This is a genomic window from Vasconcelosia minhoensis LEGE 07310 (genome assembly GCF_015207255.1).
GTDB lineage: Bacteria > Cyanobacteriota > Cyanobacteriia > Phormidesmidales > Phormidesmidaceae > Vasconcelosia > Vasconcelosia minhoensis.
Window position 1 is genome coordinate 85,132 of the sequence record NZ_JADEXG010000007.1, and the last position, 15,423, is coordinate 100,554.

Annotated in this window: 15 protein-coding genes; 7 read left to right on the plus strand and 8 right to left on the minus strand. The window is 57.3% G+C overall.

Going from position 1 to position 15,423, the window contains the following annotated elements; genetic code table 11:
* Positions 1–16 precede the first annotated feature (16 nt).
* The 4 genes from IQ241_RS04790 to IQ241_RS04805 form a co-directional block, all read right to left on the minus strand.
* Positions 17–679 carry a hypothetical protein gene (locus tag IQ241_RS04790; RefSeq protein ID WP_193905279.1) on the minus strand — a complete coding sequence of 221 codons (663 nt, stop codon included), beginning with the start codon at positions 677–679 and terminating at the stop codon, positions 17–19.
* 21 nt (positions 680–700) lie between these two features.
* The gene (locus IQ241_RS04795) at positions 701–3,325 is read right to left on the minus strand and encodes a TIGR03960 family B12-binding radical SAM protein (protein ID WP_193905280.1); all 2,625 of its coding nucleotides are present in this window, start codon (positions 3,323–3,325) and stop codon (positions 701–703) included.
* Positions 3,326–3,556: 231 nt separating this feature from the next.
* Entirely contained in the window at positions 3,557–3,886 is a 330-nt protein-coding gene (locus IQ241_RS04800) for an STAS domain-containing protein (RefSeq protein WP_193905281.1), read from the minus strand.
* Between the two features lie 580 nt (positions 3,887–4,466).
* Positions 4,467–4,892 (minus strand): hypothetical protein, encoded by a 426-nt coding sequence (locus tag IQ241_RS04805; protein ID WP_193905282.1) that lies wholly within the window; start codon positions 4,890–4,892, stop codon positions 4,467–4,469.
* A 345-nt stretch (positions 4,893–5,237) separates the two neighbouring features.
* Here IQ241_RS04805 and clpS point away from each other — a divergent pair, with 345 nt between their 5' ends.
* Positions 5,238–5,525: an ATP-dependent Clp protease adapter ClpS gene (gene clpS, locus IQ241_RS04810; RefSeq protein WP_193905283.1), complete on the plus strand. Its 288-nt coding sequence runs from the start codon at positions 5,238–5,240 to the stop codon at positions 5,523–5,525.
* Between the two features lie 14 nt (positions 5,526–5,539).
* Positions 5,540–6,400 carry a CPBP family intramembrane glutamic endopeptidase gene (locus tag IQ241_RS04815; protein WP_193905284.1) on the plus strand — a complete coding sequence of 287 codons (861 nt, stop codon included), beginning with the start codon at positions 5,540–5,542 and terminating at the stop codon, positions 6,398–6,400.
* Between the two features lie 7 nt (positions 6,401–6,407).
* On the opposite strand, the gene argF is transcribed toward IQ241_RS04815, so the two are convergent.
* The gene (gene argF / locus IQ241_RS04820; protein ID WP_228021387.1) at positions 6,408–7,328 is read right to left on the minus strand and encodes an ornithine carbamoyltransferase; all 921 of its coding nucleotides are present in this window, start codon (positions 7,326–7,328) and stop codon (positions 6,408–6,410) included.
* 169 nt (positions 7,329–7,497) lie between these two features.
* On the opposite strand from argF, the gene IQ241_RS04825 reads away from it, so the two are divergent.
* Positions 7,498–8,115 carry a class I SAM-dependent methyltransferase gene (locus IQ241_RS04825; RefSeq protein ID WP_193905285.1) on the plus strand — a complete coding sequence of 206 codons (618 nt, stop codon included), beginning with the start codon at positions 7,498–7,500 and terminating at the stop codon, positions 8,113–8,115.
* 6 nt (positions 8,116–8,121) lie between these two features.
* Here IQ241_RS04825 and IQ241_RS04830 read toward each other — a convergent pair whose 3' ends face one another.
* Positions 8,122–8,601 carry a hypothetical protein gene (locus IQ241_RS04830; protein WP_193905286.1) on the minus strand — a complete coding sequence of 160 codons (480 nt, stop codon included), beginning with the start codon at positions 8,599–8,601 and terminating at the stop codon, positions 8,122–8,124.
* Between the two features lie 187 nt (positions 8,602–8,788).
* On the opposite strand from IQ241_RS04830, the gene IQ241_RS04835 reads away from it, so the two are divergent.
* A complete protein-coding gene (locus IQ241_RS04835) occupies positions 8,789–10,063 on the plus strand; it encodes a hypothetical protein (protein WP_193905287.1) in 1,275 nt (424 codons plus the stop codon).
* A gap of 295 nt (positions 10,064–10,358) precedes the next feature.
* Positions 10,359–10,997 carry a J domain-containing protein gene (locus IQ241_RS04840; protein WP_193905288.1) on the plus strand — a complete coding sequence of 213 codons (639 nt, stop codon included), beginning with the start codon at positions 10,359–10,361 and terminating at the stop codon, positions 10,995–10,997.
* Between the two features lie 41 nt (positions 10,998–11,038).
* Here IQ241_RS04840 and IQ241_RS04845 read toward each other — a convergent pair whose 3' ends face one another.
* Positions 11,039–12,460, minus strand: coding sequence for a peptidoglycan-binding protein (locus IQ241_RS04845; protein ID WP_193905289.1), 1,422 nt, complete (start codon positions 12,458–12,460; stop codon positions 11,039–11,041).
* Between the two features lie 501 nt (positions 12,461–12,961).
* The gene (locus IQ241_RS04850) at positions 12,962–14,008 is read right to left on the minus strand and encodes a DMT family transporter (protein WP_193905290.1); all 1,047 of its coding nucleotides are present in this window, start codon (positions 14,006–14,008) and stop codon (positions 12,962–12,964) included.
* Positions 14,009–14,106: 98 nt separating this feature from the next.
* On the opposite strand from IQ241_RS04850, the gene sppA reads away from it, so the two are divergent.
* Both sppA and aroH read left to right on the plus strand, forming a co-directional pair.
* Positions 14,107–14,970 (plus strand): signal peptide peptidase SppA, encoded by an 864-nt coding sequence (sppA, locus tag IQ241_RS04855; protein WP_193905291.1) that lies wholly within the window; start codon positions 14,107–14,109, stop codon positions 14,968–14,970.
* Positions 14,971–15,026: 56 nt separating this feature from the next.
* Complete coding sequence (gene aroH / locus IQ241_RS04860; protein WP_193905292.1) at positions 15,027–15,422, plus strand: chorismate mutase; 396 nt, start codon at positions 15,027–15,029, stop codon at positions 15,420–15,422.
* The last annotated feature ends 1 nt before the right edge of the window (position 15,423 follow it).

Below are 15,423 nucleotides of genomic sequence, written 5' to 3' on the forward strand. Positions count from 1 at the left end.
GGACTTGGACTTCTGGCTAGGGCTCTGGGCTATCGCCTCGGATGCCGCCCCGGCCAAAGTAGTTGAGCGAGACCGAGCAGGGCGCAGCCAGACGAAGATCCGCGATCGCGTCCTCATCCTGACCTACCTGTACGCCGCTGAAATCGCAAACGTAAGCCCCCGACAGCTGCTCATTGCTGAACACCCGTAGGCTATAGCCATAGGACTTGGCCGTGGTGCCAAACTGGTTGATAAAGGCGTAGCGTTCCAGGTAGTTCAGCAGGTCCCAGATCTGCCGGTTGACGATCACATCGACGTAGGCAGGCAAATCTGTGTCCTTTTCGGCATAGGCAATCCAGTTTTCGACCAGGCGATCGCTGCCCCAGATCATCCCGACCTGATCCCGCACCCACCACAGACTCGGCGTCGTCGGGTGAATCGGCGATAGCGTAGCTTCGGTGACAATGGTTTCACCGAGTTCGGCCTCGGGCAGGGTGCGGTCTAGCGGCAGGCGAGAGACATTTAGCAGCTGCGATCGCAGCTGGCTCAGGGTTTGGCGAGGAGTGGCCTCAGCCGAGGGACTAGCGGCCAGCCCTGTGGCATTGGTCGCCAGGGGAAAGCCCGCCGCGAGCGCTAGGATAGCGACAGCAAGCTGCCACGACTGGCGGAAAAGTTTAGATATCGGATTGTCCTGCTTCATACTGCTAAGTCTGGAGGGCGTTTATGCTTTGATCATCAGCCGTAGGCGATGAATGTGGCCCAGTCTCAAGGACTGCTGTGAAACCTGCTCCAGCATCGTCAGGACATGTTCGGGACGCAGCAGATTGCCGTCATTACGGCAGCTGCCGACGTAGTGCAGGACGGTTCCCGAGTTCAGCAGCCGTTCTCGTAATGATGCGGGCAGCTCCCAATCCGCTGTCGTCAGGTCGGCCACCGCTAGCTCAAACAGCCGCGATCGCAGATCAACCCGCCGCGACTTACCAGACTTCGTCGTCTGGATCTGGACAATCTCATCGACGGCGAGTACCGCCTGCACCCAGCGCTGCCAGTCAGCTGAGTCTTCGGCCTCAACCGCAATCAGATAGGCTGCCTGAGCGAGAGCCTTGGTCGCTGACGGGGTACCGAGCGGAATTTCGTCAGTCTGGTAGAGCGGGATTTCATCCGGTAGCTGAGCCTGGAGCCGGGATTGGAATTCGCTAGGCGCGATCGCGTCCGTCAGCTCAAAATCAATCAGCTCCCCCGTACTCGTCGCCCCCAGCATCAGCGCATTGGCTGGGGAAATCCGCGGCCCCGGATGGTAGCCGCCGGTAAAGGCAATGGGCAGCGCCGCCCGCCGCACCGCCCGGTCCAGCAGCCGCACTAGGTCCAGGTGGCCCAGCAGCGCCATCTCCCCCAGCTTGCCCAATCGCAGCCGCAGCCGCTGTACCCGGGACTGGTCGGGCTGAAAGTGGCCCACAAAGGCCGGGATCGGCAGCGGCGGTACGACGACATTGTGGCCAAAGTCAGGGCCGCAGATGCCACAGTGGGAGCAGCCTTCAAAGGAGCAGTCGGGAACGGTCGCCGCCGCCAGTGCCCGCTGCCAGTCGTCGATCAGCCACTGTCGGTCAATCCCCGTATCGATGTGATCCCAAGGCAGCGGCTGAGTCAGTGACTCGGATTCGTCCGTTGGGCTGAGGGCGTCCGCCTGGTGATATTTCCAGCTCAGCCCGGCAGCCGCGATCGCTTCCGTCCAAGCAGCAAAGGCCCGATCCAGGCTCTCCCACCAGGCATCCATCCCCGCCCCCAGCTCCCAGGCCCGGCGAATTACAGCCGATAAGCTGCGATCGCCCCGACCGACAAAATTCTCCATCGCCGAAATGCGGACATCGGTAAAGTTGACCTTGACCCCGCGCAAGCGGCGACATTCGGCCTTGAGCAATACCTGCTTACGCTCAAACTCCGCCGTCGAAACACGGTGCCACTGAAAGGGCGTATGCGGCTTGGGGGTAAAGTTGGAAATGGTGATATTGAACCCCAGCGGTCGCCGCCCCTTGAGGCTGCACTCCCGCCGCAGCCAGCGCACGGTTTCCGCAATGCCGACCACATCGACGTCGGTTTCGCCCGGCAGGCCGATCATAAAGTAGAGCTTCACCCGATCCCAGCCCTGCTCGTAGGCGGTCTTCACGCCCCGCAGCAGCTCCTCATTGGTCAGCCCTTTGTTGATGATGTCGCGCAGGCGCTGCGTCCCGGCTTCCGGCGCAAAGGTCAGCCCCGTCTGACGCAGGCCGCCGACGATATGGGCAATATTTTCATCAAACCGATCGACCCGCTGGCTGGGCAGCGACAGGTTGATATTTTCGTCCCGCAGCCGATTTTTGATCTCGACCCCGACGGCGGGCAGGGCCAGGTAGTCAGAGCAGCTCAGGGACAGCAGCGAAAACTCGCTATAGCCCGTCGCCCGCATCCCCCGCTCGATGGTATCAATCACCTTGGTCGGTTCGACGTCGCGGGCGGGTCGAGTCAGCATCCCCGGCTGACAAAACCGACAGCCCCGAGTGCAGCCGCGCCGAATCTCTACCGTCAGCCGGTCGTGGACGGTTTCCACATAGGGAACCAGGCCGATCGAATATTCGGGCATCGGTGGCGCCACCCGCCGCAGGATGCGGGCCGGCACGTCAGGCCGATGGGGATGCACCGAGCCGTCCGGGGCCGGGTCGTAGAACCGCGGCACATAGACGCCGGGGACCTGGGCCAGATCGAGTAGCAGCGCTTCGCGGCTCAGCCCCGCCGCCTTGCCTTCCTCCATCACCAGGCCAATCTCAGGCAGCAGCTCTTCCCCATCGCCCAGGGCAATGAAGTCAAAAAAGTCGGCGTAGGGCTCAGGGTTGGAAGTCGCGGTCTGCCCGCCAGCAAAGACAATGGGCCAGCTGCCGTCACTGACATCCCAGGCCCCGGCGGCATCGCGGTCCTGCCAGGTGAGCGGAATTCCGGCCAGCGAGAGCATCTCTAAGATGTTCGTTGCACCCAGCTCGTAGCTTAGGCTAAAGCCCAGAACATCGAACTCAGTTAGGCTACGGCGCGATTCGACCGCAAACAGCGGTGTCTGGGTCTGGCGCAGCTTCTGGGCCAAGTCTGGGGCGGGCAGATAGGCGCGATCGCAGAGCTGTCGCGGCTGGGCGTTCAAAATGCTGTAAAGAATGATGTGCCCCAAGTTGGAAGCACCCACTTCATAGATTTCGGGATAGGTCAGCACCCAGCGCATCTGGGCCGCTGACCAGGGCTTGTGAACAGCCCCTAGCTCATTGCCCAGATAGCGGGCCGGACGAGAGATCTCCGGCGTCAGAAGGTCGTTAACCGCAATAGCCACTTTAGAACCGCGATAGATAATATATCTTCCAACTATAGCGAGTCCCAACTACAGCGAGTCTAGTGGCCCTGGAATTGAGTCGGCATAGAGACTCAATCGACCTGAGCCGCTTCTGCGAAAAGGCTCAGGTCGATTAAATAAGCTCTGGACATTGCGTCCAGAGGAACAGTGCTTAGAGACCAGGCAGATCAGCAGTCGCGTCAGCCTGGTCGCCTAGCCGCAGACCCGCTGTTAGGCCGCAGCCACCTGTGGGCTAGCAGCGCTCTCCAACAGGGTAAAGATGCGGTCGAGCTGAGTCAGCTCAAACACAATCTGAATCGAGGGCGGAACCGAACAAATGCTCAGGCGCTTGCGCAGCATCTGCGCCGTATTAAGAGCAGACATCAGGCACACCAGACCCGCATTGTCGAGGGACTCAACCTGGCTCATGTCAACCCTGAGTTCAAGCGCATGCTCGGCTGAGATAGCTGAAATGAGCTGCTGCTGAAACTGAGATGCGCTTTTGGCATCCAGTGCGCCAGCCGGTCGAATAACGGTAATAGATGAATTTAGGATCTGCATAGCCTCACTTCTCCTGATCAGCTTTAACGAGATTGAAAACTTCTAAGCGCTCTCCAGTAAACTTGAAGTTAGTCTTTTGGCCTTTGAGTTGCACAGGCGATAACAGTCTGTTTGTCGAAACTTAACTGGAATTGTAGCTTGTTTAAAGTTTTCAGTAAGTATTTAAATTAAGGCGTAGCCAAGACTACCAATTCATTCCCAATTCCCGAGCTTTAAGGCTGAAAGCCTAGCTGAGTCAGGGATGAGGGCGCTACGCTAAGACTTAACCCAAGCATTAAAAACTCCATCTGAAGCGCTGAAACCCCTAAACCGCAGTCACTTCTAAGAATCATCAAGATAGCAAAATCCTATTATAAGTTCTGTTTATGCAATAGATATATCTGTGTCGATTGGACGAACACCATTGCAAACTCAAGCAATTGCACCTTTTTAGAAACCAGCAATCTTCCCACAGATAGAAATGGATTTTGTACTTTGCGGCACAATCAGCAGGCTCAATCAAGTCAACTCACAGGATCGTTTAGAGGTCAAATTAAGCTCGATTCATCGAGCCTTGCTCAACGCTGGCAGCAGTAAGGGGTCATAGCTTCGAGCTGGGCGCAGCTGAGATCGATTGAAAGCTCTCTGCGTGGGTACGCCAGAAACTGCTGACAAAGAGATTGAACGGGCGAAGATTCAGACGCTGCTCTGACGCCGGATGCAGCTTGAGATGGACTAGCAGGGAAAAGCAATCGACATCAATGGCAATTTGAAACAGTTCGGCAGGCCAGATTAGGTCGGGAGCATCACAGAGGTCGTAAAGCTCAAGCGGTGAACCCTCTAGGGACACAACCGCCGTTGTAATCGCCTGCTGCCGCATCCCTGGGGCGTCAGAGAGGCCTTTAACCAGCAGCATTGGCCGTGCCCAGCAGAGGTGACGCGCTTCAGTGACCTGAATCGCCTCAGCGTACAGCCGGGCATCGCCATGCTCTAAGTACAAAATCTGGGACGGGAGAATATGAGACATTTAAATCAGTATCTACACAAATCTTATTAAATCACTCATTTAGTGAAATGAGGGGAAGAAATGTCTGATTTGCCACGATTTAAGGTTTTTTGTAGAATTGAGCCCCCGATGGCAGCTCGTTTATTAATTTTTGATGAAAACCTTAACTTGACTTTCGGTCCTACAGGTTCAGTTGGTTTTCCAAAAAGGCGTTCTAGGTGGACTCAGCGCGCGCTGAGGAAACGGGCTATTATGTTTGGGAGCGGATAAGCGGGTCTAAGCAGAGCAGCGACTCAGCCATCCGATCATGACTTTGACGAATTTTATAGATAACCCTAGACCATAAACTTTAGGGAAAGTACGGGTATGTCTGTCGAAACCATTGAAAAACCGTCAGTTTCAACGACTCGTAAGCTAGCACCGCGATATCGGGTCCTACTCCACAATGACGAATTTAACAGCATGGAATATGTGGTTGAATGCCTCGTCAAGACCGTACCCGGCCTGACTGCACCCCAGGCCGTTGACATTATGATGCAGGCCCACAACGCAGGGGTGGCGCTAGTGATTATCTGTGAGCTAGAGCATGCTGAGTTTTACTGCGAAAGTCTGCGATCGCTGGGACTCACCAGCACCATCGAGCCCGACGAATAGCGACGGTTGAGGCGATGAAACCAGCCTGCCGCTGGGTCGCGCGCCAAACCGCTGGGCTGCGAATTCTCTTCTTTCTCCTGCTGCTTCTCGTCATTTGGGCACCCGCAGCGCTGCTGCTGACCCAGCTAGGTCGAGCCCTAGGCCTTCAGGCAGTGACCGAAATCGCGGTCTACGGGCTGCTATATCTGGAGTTTGTGGCCCTGCTCAGGGTTTGGGGGCACCGGGTCTATGGCTGGCGGCGCCCGCTTCGGCGTTGCGGCCTGAGCTGGTGCTGGGGAATGGGTCTAGACTTTCTGCAAGCGCTCGTGATTGGCCTTTTCAGCGTTTTCGGGCTGTTTGGCCTGGAGGCGCTGCTGGGCTGGGCTAGTAGTCCTGGCCTGACAGTGGCGATCGCATCCATAGCCTTAGAAGGGCTGCTGGTGGGGCTGGGCGTTGGGCTGACAGAAGAGCTTTTATTTCGCGGCTGGCTGCTGACCGAGCTGGAGGCGGACTATGGCCCGACGATGGCACTATTGGTCAGCAGCGCTATATTTGCCACCGCTCACTTCATTAAGCCGCTGTCCGACATTCTGGCCACGCTGCCGCAGTTTTTGGGCCTGGCGCTGCTGGGGCTAGCGCTAGTCTGGGCGAGACGTACCCCTTCCCACAGCGGCCCACAGCCCAGGGCCGGGCTAGGCTATCCGATTGGCCTGCATGCGGGTTTGGTATGGGGCTACTACATCGTCAGCGTGGGCCAGCTTAGCCGATCAACCGGTCGTGCACCCGACTGGCTCACCGGCATCGACGGTAATCCCTTGGCTGGGCTGCTGGGGCTGCTGGTGATGGGGCTGATTGCCTGGCGGTTTGCCCGGGTTGCCTATCCCAAATCAGGTTGAGATATTGCTAAACCGCTCCCAAAACGGCGGCCAGTAGAGCTTTCTGGGCATGCATCCGGTTTTCTGCCTGGTCCCAGATCCGGGACTGGCGGCCTTCCATCACCGCCTCGGTAATCTCTTCGCCGCGATGGGCTGGCAGGCAGTGCAGCACGATTGCCTCAGGGTCGGCTAGGCCCAGGATAGATGAATTGATTTGAAAGGGCTGAAAAATCGGGATCCGATTTTCAGCCGAGTCCTCCTGTCCCATACTGGCCCAAACGTCGGTGTAGAGGGCCTGAGCCCCCTGAGCGGCGGCTTGGGGATCGCGAGTAATCGTGACTTCGCTGCGATCGCGGCTCAGCTCTCTAGCCCGCTCAACAACTGCCGGGCTGGGCTCATAGCCCGCCGGTGTCGCCACTCGGATATTTATCCCGATCAGGGCGCAGCCCAGCATCAGGGAATGGGCAACATTGTTGCCGTCCCCCAGATAAGTCAGGGTTAGTCCGGCGCAGGTGCCAAAGGCTTCCTGCACCGTTAGCAGGTCAGCGAGGATCTGGCAGGGATGCTCCAGGTCAGTCAGGGCATTGATGACCGGAATTTCGGCATGTTGGGCAAACTCCTCAATTTCGCTCTGGGCGTAGGTCCGAATGGCAAGAACGTCCACATAGCGGTCGAGCACCCGGGCCGTATCTGCCGTCGGTTCGCCTCGCCCAATCTGGGTCATGTTGGCATTGAGGTCGATCACCTGACCGCTGAGCTGATACATAGCCACCGAAAAGCTGACCCGAGTTCGAGTTGAGGCTTTATTGAAGATCAGCCCCAGGACCTGATTGGGGCATTGGGGAGTCAGCTTGCCGGCCTTCAGCCGAGCGGATAGGTCAATCAGATCGGTTAGCTCAGTCTGACTGAGGTCGGCCAAGCTGAGGAGGTCTCGCCCTTGGAATGACATGATCCACGTCCTTAACGCTTTGAAGTTAAAACGCTACCAGATCTGAAGGCCACGGGGAGTAGTGGAATGAGCATTGGCTGAGCTGTTCCTGCATCAGGACAGGACAACCCTTTATAAAACAGGGGGCTTGAGGCACAATCTTTACAAAGGGTTAATAAAGGGATTGCCAATGAGGCTTTATAGCCAGATTGTGTTTCCACGACTGCTCGACTGGTCGATGTCGTCTGAGTCTATGCAGGTCTATCGCCAAGAGCTGCTCGCGGGCGTAACCGGAAACGTTCTAGAAATTGGCTTTGGCACCGGCCTCAATATGCCCTACTATCCTCACACCGTCAGCCATTTGACGGTCGTTGATCCCAACCCGGGTATGAAGCCAATCGCGCGTAGGCGAACTGAGGATTCGACGATCCCAGTCGAATTTCAGCTGCTTAGCGGCGAATCGCTGCCCATGCCCGATGGCGTTTACGACAGCGTCGTGAGCACCTGGACGCTGTGCAGCATTCCCGACATCGAGCAGGCTCTGGCGGAAATTCATCGCGTGCTGAAGCCCGGGGGTCGATTTTTTTTTATCGAGCACGGCCTAAGTGATGAGGCCAAAATCCAGACCTGGCAGCACCGGCTAACACCGATCCAAAAAGTGGTTGCCGATGGCTGTCACCTGAATCGGTCGATGGCTAAGCTAATCGGCCAGTTTTTTGATCAGCTTGAGGTTGACCAGTTTTACGCCCGGGGGCTACCGAAGGTCGTCGGCTATTTTTACAAGGGGATCGCAGTCAAGTCATCCTAGCAGACGCTACTGCTTGGGCAAATTTAGCGCCGCATCTAGTGTTTCTCGGGCGACTTCGGCTTCGGACTTGGCATCGCGGTAGCGCAGATTTGCCTGAGCAAAGGTCTTCAGGGTTTTAAATCCGCTTTTGAGCTCGTCTATCTGGGCTTCGCTGATTGGCTCATCGGTAAATAGCAGATCGACTAGGTTACGAACCTGGATTGCTTCTTCTCGGGACCCCTGAACCTTGACTTTGAGATTGGCCAGGTTGCTGAGCACCTGCACCGCCTCGACGATCTGATCGTCGGCAGCAGAGGGTTCGGTCTTGGGCTCCTTCACTTCAATAAATTCCTTGGGACTAAAGCCATCACTCAGATCTGTGGCTAGTTTACCGTCATCCATCATCTCCATCAGCTTATCCATCGCCTTTTCGCGAGCTTTGCTGGAATCTTTACCCGAGACGGGAATGAGCACCTCGGGGTTTTGAGCAAGCGTATACTGAACCATGGCTTAACCAGTATATTTGTACTGCAAAATTATACCGTAAATGCTCAATTCAAACATTGGCTTAATTAGCAGCATAGCGGCCTACTGGCAGATTTAGAGAAACTATTTGCGCTATATTTCGCGCTATCGCATAATGGGGGCGCTTTTAGGGATTCCAATCAAGTAAGGTTAGCTGTATTTAAGCGGTATGGGTCGTAATGCTCGGTGGTTGGTGGGATTGGGCTCGGTGCTGTTGGTGCTGGGTTTGGCTATTCTGATATTCAAACGCTCCAGCCGACTGAGGATGGTCTCTCTGCCCGCAGAAGAGCCCGCTGCGGTACAGGCCGATGCGCCGGTTCGGGTGCAGGAGGCAGCGACGGTGCAGGCCGCGATCGCGCAGAGCGAGCAGGCGGCGGAGCTCGCCCCGGTAGCGACAACGGCGACCGAGTGGGACGGGGTTGTCGATCGGTGGACCGCCGCGATCGCAGAACTGCATTCCATTCCGCCGGAAAGCCCGGCCCGAGTCTATGCCCAGCGGCGGCTGCAAACGGCGATTCAAAATCTGGCCGAGGCTCAGCAAGCGGCGGCCCGCCAAAGCACCTGGGCTGCCCTACCTACTTTAGGTAGTGTCATCATCGACCAGCAGCTCTCTGGATATCTGTCATACCTGGCTGTGGTCGGGACGCCCGACATTTTAATTGTGGGCAGCTCGCGATCGCTTCAGGGAATTGATCCAGCGGTGCTACAGCAGGTATTAGCCGAGCAGGGATACCCCGATCTAAAGGTCTATAATTTGAGCATCAACGGGGCTACGGTTCAGGTTGTCAACTATCTATTGCAGGCGGTGCTGACGCCAGAGCAGCTGCCAAAGCTAATTATTTGGGGCGGGGGAGCGCGCTCGTTCAACAGCGCTCGGCTCGATCAGACCTTTGCCAATTTATTGGATTCGCCTGGATATCGGGCAATTTCAGCTGGGGTCAGGCCTGCTTTAGCCGAGCCCAATCGCCTGCTCGACCCCAACCTGATTCTCAGCGACCTGACGGCAGCGGGCTTTCTCCCGATCGCGAATCAGTTTGAACCGGCCGATTACTACCGTCGATTTCCCCGCGTCAGCGGTTTTTATGACACCGACTATCGGCCCTTCTCCATCCAGGGCGTCCAGACCATTACCCTTGAACATCTGGTTGCCTTTCTTCAGGCACGTGGTATCGAACTGATATTTGTCAATTTACCCCTAAGCCAGGACTATTTAGATTCAGCCCGTCTGGTCTACGAACGCCAGTTTCAGCAATTTCTGCAAAACCAAAGCCAGACCGATGATTGGGCGGTGATCGATTTGCTACAGCAGTGGCCCGAGCAGCAGACCTATTTTGCCGATCCCAACCATCTCAATCAGACTGGAGCGGCATCTGTAGCCCGGCTGTTGGGCAGTGCACCTGAGGTTTTAGATGCGATTGAGCGGGTGCGGGGAGTGGGGGAGTGATGGAGTGGGGGAGTGATGGAGTGGGGGAGAATCAGTCCAAATTGGGTCTAAATTGGGAACCCTAGCTAGGATAGGGGTAGGCAAATATTCCCTAGACTCATTTGCCTAGACTCATTTGCCTAGACTCATTTGCCTAGACTCATTTGCCTAGACTCATTTGCCTAGACTCATTTGTAGGTGGGAGAACCTGCCCGGAGGCGTTACCTGAAAACTTGGAAGGGCGGCCAAACGGACTATCACTCGCACTGAAACTTTAGAATGGCGAAATTTTGAACAATCCGGATCCTTCAGCGATATGTCACTTGCCGACCACTACCGAACTCTAGGGCTGCGAACGGGTGCATCGTTTGCTGATATTAAGTCATCCTATCGGCAGTTAGCGCGGCAGTATCATCCCGATGTCAATCCCACCGATCAGCAGGCCAAGGACCGGTTCATCCAAATTACCCATGCCTATAATACGCTGGTCGAAAAGCTTCAGCCTAAACGGCCCGTCTTGCCCCGGCCGGATCGGTCGGCGCGGGCGACCGTAGAAACGGTGAAGACTGTCTTCAAAACTGAGACATCTCCTCCACCGCAGCGGGCCGAGACCCATCTGGATTCTCACCTGTCTCATCTCGATCGGCAGATCAAGCAAACGGCCTACATCCAGCTGCAGCTGCTGCTGCGGGAGAAGAAGTTTCCCCGCGCGATCGCCCTGGTAGAAGGGCTTGCTCAGCGCCTACCCCAGGACCCAGAGGTGCGACAGTGGCAGGCGATTACCTACCAACGCTGGGCTCGCGATTTGATTTCACAGCGGCAGTACGCTAAGGCGCGGGTCTATCTGCAAAAGGCCCTGCGCTCCGATCCCCACAATCGTTCGCTCTGGGCCGAGGTCAACCGCGACTTTTGGCAGCTCGAGCAAAAAGTTAGGCAAACGGCGACCCGCTCTTAATGGCAAAGAACTCGCGATCGCGGATTGCGTGCCGCCGTTTCTCAGTCCCGTCTGCCCTGTCCGGCGTCTGGCTCTGCCTCATCGGCTGGGAAGTCCTGCCTAGAATCTCTCAAACTCCGAAAAGAAGCGTCTACGTTCGGCAGTCGGCGAATCCGGTTCAGCTGCTCCAGCGCCCAGGTCGCGGTTTTACGGACTTCGGGGTCTTCGTCTTCAACGGCGTGGCCCAGCATCTGGCTCACCTGAACGACCAGGTCGTAGATTCGGGTGAGGTCACGGATGGCATTTTTGCGAACCTCAGGATTGTCGTCCTGTAGGGCAATCGCCAGCGCTCGGTTCATCGGCCGGAGTGAGCGGACGCCAATCTCAGACAGGGCCGCCAGAGCTAGACTTTTCTCTTTAGAGTCTGCGTCAATCATCGAATTGACCAGCGGCTGAATCGCGGTAGAGTTACCCCGCTGGCCTAGCTCCCAAATTGCCTTGCGGCGCTGGCTGGGGTCTGGACTTTGGAGTTCTTGGATCAGCTCGGCGGTAATATTGACCTTGGCTAGGCGGGTCGTCTCGCCCATCTGCGATACCGGCTCGGCATCGGTTCCTGTGCTGCCCTCCAAACCGGCGCCCAAAGCCCCGACATGGCCACTATTGCCGATATTGCTACGATCGCCATTCCCCGCAACGCTGACTGAAGCGTCAGCATAGTCCCCTGGGCGGGCAGCCGCAGGGAAGGCTGCGGTCGCGACCGATGGAGACAGACCAGGCTCCTGATCGAAGCGTGTATCAAACTTAGGAATCTCGCCCCAGGAATCGTCGTCCTCGCCCTTTGAGCGACCTCGACTGAGCAGGGCAAAACCTAAACCCAGTAAGAACAGCGCTGCCCCAACCAGGACAAAAACTAGGAACGAACCTGCGCCATCTTCGGCAGTATCCGCAAGCTCAGGTTCTAACTCCTCTAGCGCAGCCTCAGGAGCCGCTTCAGGAGCCGCCTCGGGCTCAGCCGGAGACTGGGCCAATTCGACATTGAGACTGGTTTCAGCCAGCTGTGGGGTATCTGCCGCCGTCGCGATCGCGGCGGCGGCCTCAGCCTGCCGCTCGCTCCTATGCAGCCGCTCCCAAGTAGAAATGTCAATCTTGCCCGTCGCTGGAATCCCAGCATCTTGCTGAAAGGTTTCTACAGCCCGCTGCGTAATCGCGCCATACAGGCCGTCTACCGGGCCGTCATAATAGCCCCGCTGCTGGAGCTGCTGCTGGAGCGTTCCGACCGCCTCACCCCGGGTGCCTACGCTCAGCAGGGCTGTAGCCCCTTCAGTCGAGTCGGCGGGCGGACTGGTGGAGGATGCCGCCGCGGCCGACTGAGCGAGCAACTGCGGCGGGGTCTGGGCAAAAGCAGTCGCTGCTCGGCCGCGCTCTGCTAGGCCACCAACAGCAGCTAAACCTGTGAAAAACAATAGAGCAGAACGCCAAATCATCGCTAGTCTTACCTTGTAATCTCCCCTAACATCCCAACTTCTGCCCTCCCCCTATAGCTGCTGCCCTAGTCATGTCTGGTCAGGGCACAGTCAATGCAATGCTTGAGCTTATGCTCAGAAAAATTGAATCATCAGCTGAGAAACCAAGCTGGAAAGGACCCGCTGTTCTACATGGTCTCAGAATACCCGCCTACTCACTTCAACTAAATCGTATAGCTGAAGTCAAAAACGCCACGCCTAAAAAGCGCTTTACCCTACGCAGCAGCTCTCATAGCTGAGTTAGCGATGCTGAGTTAGCGATATGGATACCTACACTCTACCCTAACGCTATCTGCCCGCCGACGTAAATAGAGCGGGCATACCAGATCAGCAGAGATCTGAGCAGCTCTATTTTGCCGCTATCCTACTGCAAAAGCGCAGAACCGCATACGAGCGACTATTCAAACTTGGGGGCAAACTTGGGGCTTGATCCAGCTCTGCCCTCGCCTAAGCGCTGGGCAATCAGTCGGGAGCTGTCTTAGTTCGAGCTGGCAAAACTGGCGGCGCTTGAGCTTCCGGCGCTGGAACGGCAGGCGACGGACGGGTGATGAGTGATTCTAGCTGAGCCCTTTGGTTGATCAAATAAATACTCACCAGCGTCAGGCCCACGCCCATCCACTGCAGCAAACTCAGGCTTTCTGACAGCAGCAGCATACCAAACACCAGCGCAAAAACAGGGGTGAGAAAAGTCAGTGAGCTGAGGCTGGTCAAATTTCCCTGGGCAGCTAAATAAAAGAAGACGCCATAGGCGATCGCGCTGCCAAATATGGTGGCATAGGCAATTGACATCCAGCCAGAAATGCTGACGCCTTGCCACTGAGCGGTTTCCTGCCAGGCCGACAGGGCAAACAGCGGCAGCCCGCCCAGCACCATGTGCCAGCCGGTGGCCGCGATCGGGTCGGCGTGACGGCTGACAAAGCGAATCAGCACCGTACCGACCGCCATCGACAGCGCCGCCATCAGCATCAGCCATTCGCCCTGCTGAAACAGATCGGTTAGGACTTCGCGGCCCAGGGTGCCATTAGTCAGCGGGCTCTGACCGTTAAACAAACCCCAGATCCAGGGATCGGGTAGTCCCAACAGGCTGATCCCCAGCAGCCCAATCCCCAGCCCTAGCCAGCCAAAGGGGCCTACTCTTTCCTCAAACAGAAAGCGCGCCATTACCGCCACGGCCAGGGGCTGCGAATCAATCATTACCGACCCCAGCCCGGCTCCGGTGCGGGTTAGTCCCTCGGCTAAAAAGCCTTGAAACATCGTCCCGTCAATCAGGGCAAAGAGCAAAATCCAGCTCCAGGCCCGCCAGCCGCGCGGCTGCGATCGCCCCAAATAGACCGCCGCCAGCAGGACGAGAAATCCCGCTGGCAGCAGCCGCACCCCAGCCAGGAAAAACGGCGTCGTATCGTCGATGGTGCCTTTCATCGCCACCATGGCGGTGCCCCAGAGAAAAAAGGGCGAAATCAGCAGAAGAGAACCGGCAAAGGACTGAGCTGACCGAGCGGAAGAATGCATATGTGCAGGAATATCAGGGGATTGGAGCGGCAACGAGGGCTTAAAGGACGGCCTCGGCAGGCGTATACTAGTCTAATTAGGATAGCGCTGTACCCTCTATGATCTGGCCGTTTAAGCCGCGATATCGCAAACAGATTGCCCGCATTGAAGTGACGGGCGCGATCGCGGGCGCTACCCGTAAGCGCGTCCTCGAAGCGCTCGACGAAGTCAAAGAGAAGAAATTTCCGGCGCTGCTGCTGCGAATTGACAGCCCCGGCGGCACGGTGGGCGATTCCCAGGAGATCTATAGTGCCCTGCGCCAGCTGCAAGACCAGGTGAAAATTGTCGCCAGCTTTGGCAATATCTCGGCCTCGGGCGGCGTCTATATCGGCATGGGAGCGCAGCATATTGTAGCCAATCCGGGTACGATTACCGGCTCGATTGGCGTCATTCTCCGCGGCAACAACCTGGAACGACTGCTGGAGCGACTCGGCGTTTCATTTAAAGTGATCAAGTCCGGTCCCTATAAGGACATTCTGGCCTTTGACCGGGAGCTGACGCAGCCCGAGCAGACCATCCTGCAAGAGCTCATCGACGTCAGCTACGGCCAGTTCGTTCGCACCGTAGCAGAGGCCCGGCACCTGACTGAGTCGGCCGTGCGCAGCTTTGCCGACGGCCGCATTTTTACGGGTGAGCAGGCACTGAGCTTAGGTATCGTAGACCGCTTGGGCAGCGAAGAAGATGCCCGGCGCTGGGCGGCAGAGCTCGCCGACCTCGACCCGGACCAGACAGAAACCTATACCCTGGAAGAGCGAAAGCCCTTCTGGGCGCGTTTTCTCCCCGGCGGCCGACTATATCTGGAATCGGCTGGCGGTGCTCTGGCCCTGCCGTCTGCACCGTTCTCGGCGACGTTGGGCCGGCTGGAGTTTGAGCTCTCGACCCAGGGGCTGCCGCTGTGGCTATACCAGCCCGGGTTCTATTAGACCGGTAGGCGGTAGGATAAAAGCCGAACGGAACGATATCAGTGAGGAATGGGGCGGTGGGTCGAGTACGGGCGATTCGGGGAGCGACGACGGTCTCTGAGAATTCGGCGGCAGCGATGACAGAGGCGGTCCATCAGCTGCTAGACGAGCTAGAGCGGCGCAATCCGCTCGACCCGCTGGATATTATTAGCGCCACCTTTTCGGTGACCCGGGACCTAGACGCCATTTTCCCCGCCGCGATTGCCCGGCAGCGCGATCGCTGGGAGAATGTGCCCCTGCTCGACGTCCAGCAAATGCATGTCGCAGGCAGCCTGCCCCGCTGCATTCGCTTTTTAATCCACGCCTATCTGCCTGCCCTCCAGGGCGAAGTCTATCACCCCTATCTGCGCGGCGCCCGCGACCTACGCCCCGACTGGTGCGTAGCGCCGCCGCTGGTCTGCGATCGCGAATAGC

Coding starts and splice junctions, on each gene's coding strand:
- IQ241_RS04840 (WP_193905288.1), top strand. CDS start 10,359: ATGTCACTTGCCGACCACTACCGAACTCTAGGGCTGCGAACGGGTGCA.
- IQ241_RS04805 (WP_193905282.1), bottom strand. CDS start 4,892: ATGTCTCATATTCTCCCGTCCCAGATTTTGTACTTAGAGCATGGCGAT.
- clpS (WP_193905283.1), top strand. CDS start 5,238: ATGTCTGTCGAAACCATTGAAAAACCGTCAGTTTCAACGACTCGTAAG.
- argF (WP_228021387.1), bottom strand. CDS start 7,328: ATGTCATTCCAAGGGCGAGACCTCCTCAGCTTGGCCGACCTCAGTCAG.
- IQ241_RS04815 (WP_193905284.1), top strand. CDS start 5,540: ATGAAACCAGCCTGCCGCTGGGTCGCGCGCCAAACCGCTGGGCTGCGA.
- IQ241_RS04790 (WP_193905279.1), bottom strand. CDS start 679: ATGAAGCAGGACAATCCGATATCTAAACTTTTCCGCCAGTCGTGGCAG.
- IQ241_RS04800 (WP_193905281.1), bottom strand. CDS start 3,886: ATGCAGATCCTAAATTCATCTATTACCGTTATTCGACCGGCTGGCGCA.
- IQ241_RS04835 (WP_193905287.1), top strand. CDS start 8,789: ATGGGTCGTAATGCTCGGTGGTTGGTGGGATTGGGCTCGGTGCTGTTG.
- IQ241_RS04830 (WP_193905286.1), bottom strand. CDS start 8,601: ATGGTTCAGTATACGCTTGCTCAAAACCCCGAGGTGCTCATTCCCGTC.
- IQ241_RS04845 (WP_193905289.1), bottom strand. CDS start 12,460: ATGATTTGGCGTTCTGCTCTATTGTTTTTCACAGGTTTAGCTGCTGTT.
- sppA (WP_193905291.1), top strand. CDS start 14,107: ATGATCTGGCCGTTTAAGCCGCGATATCGCAAACAGATTGCCCGCATT.
- IQ241_RS04825 (WP_193905285.1), top strand. CDS start 7,498: ATGAGGCTTTATAGCCAGATTGTGTTTCCACGACTGCTCGACTGGTCG.
- IQ241_RS04850 (WP_193905290.1), bottom strand. CDS start 14,008: ATGCATTCTTCCGCTCGGTCAGCTCAGTCCTTTGCCGGTTCTCTTCTG.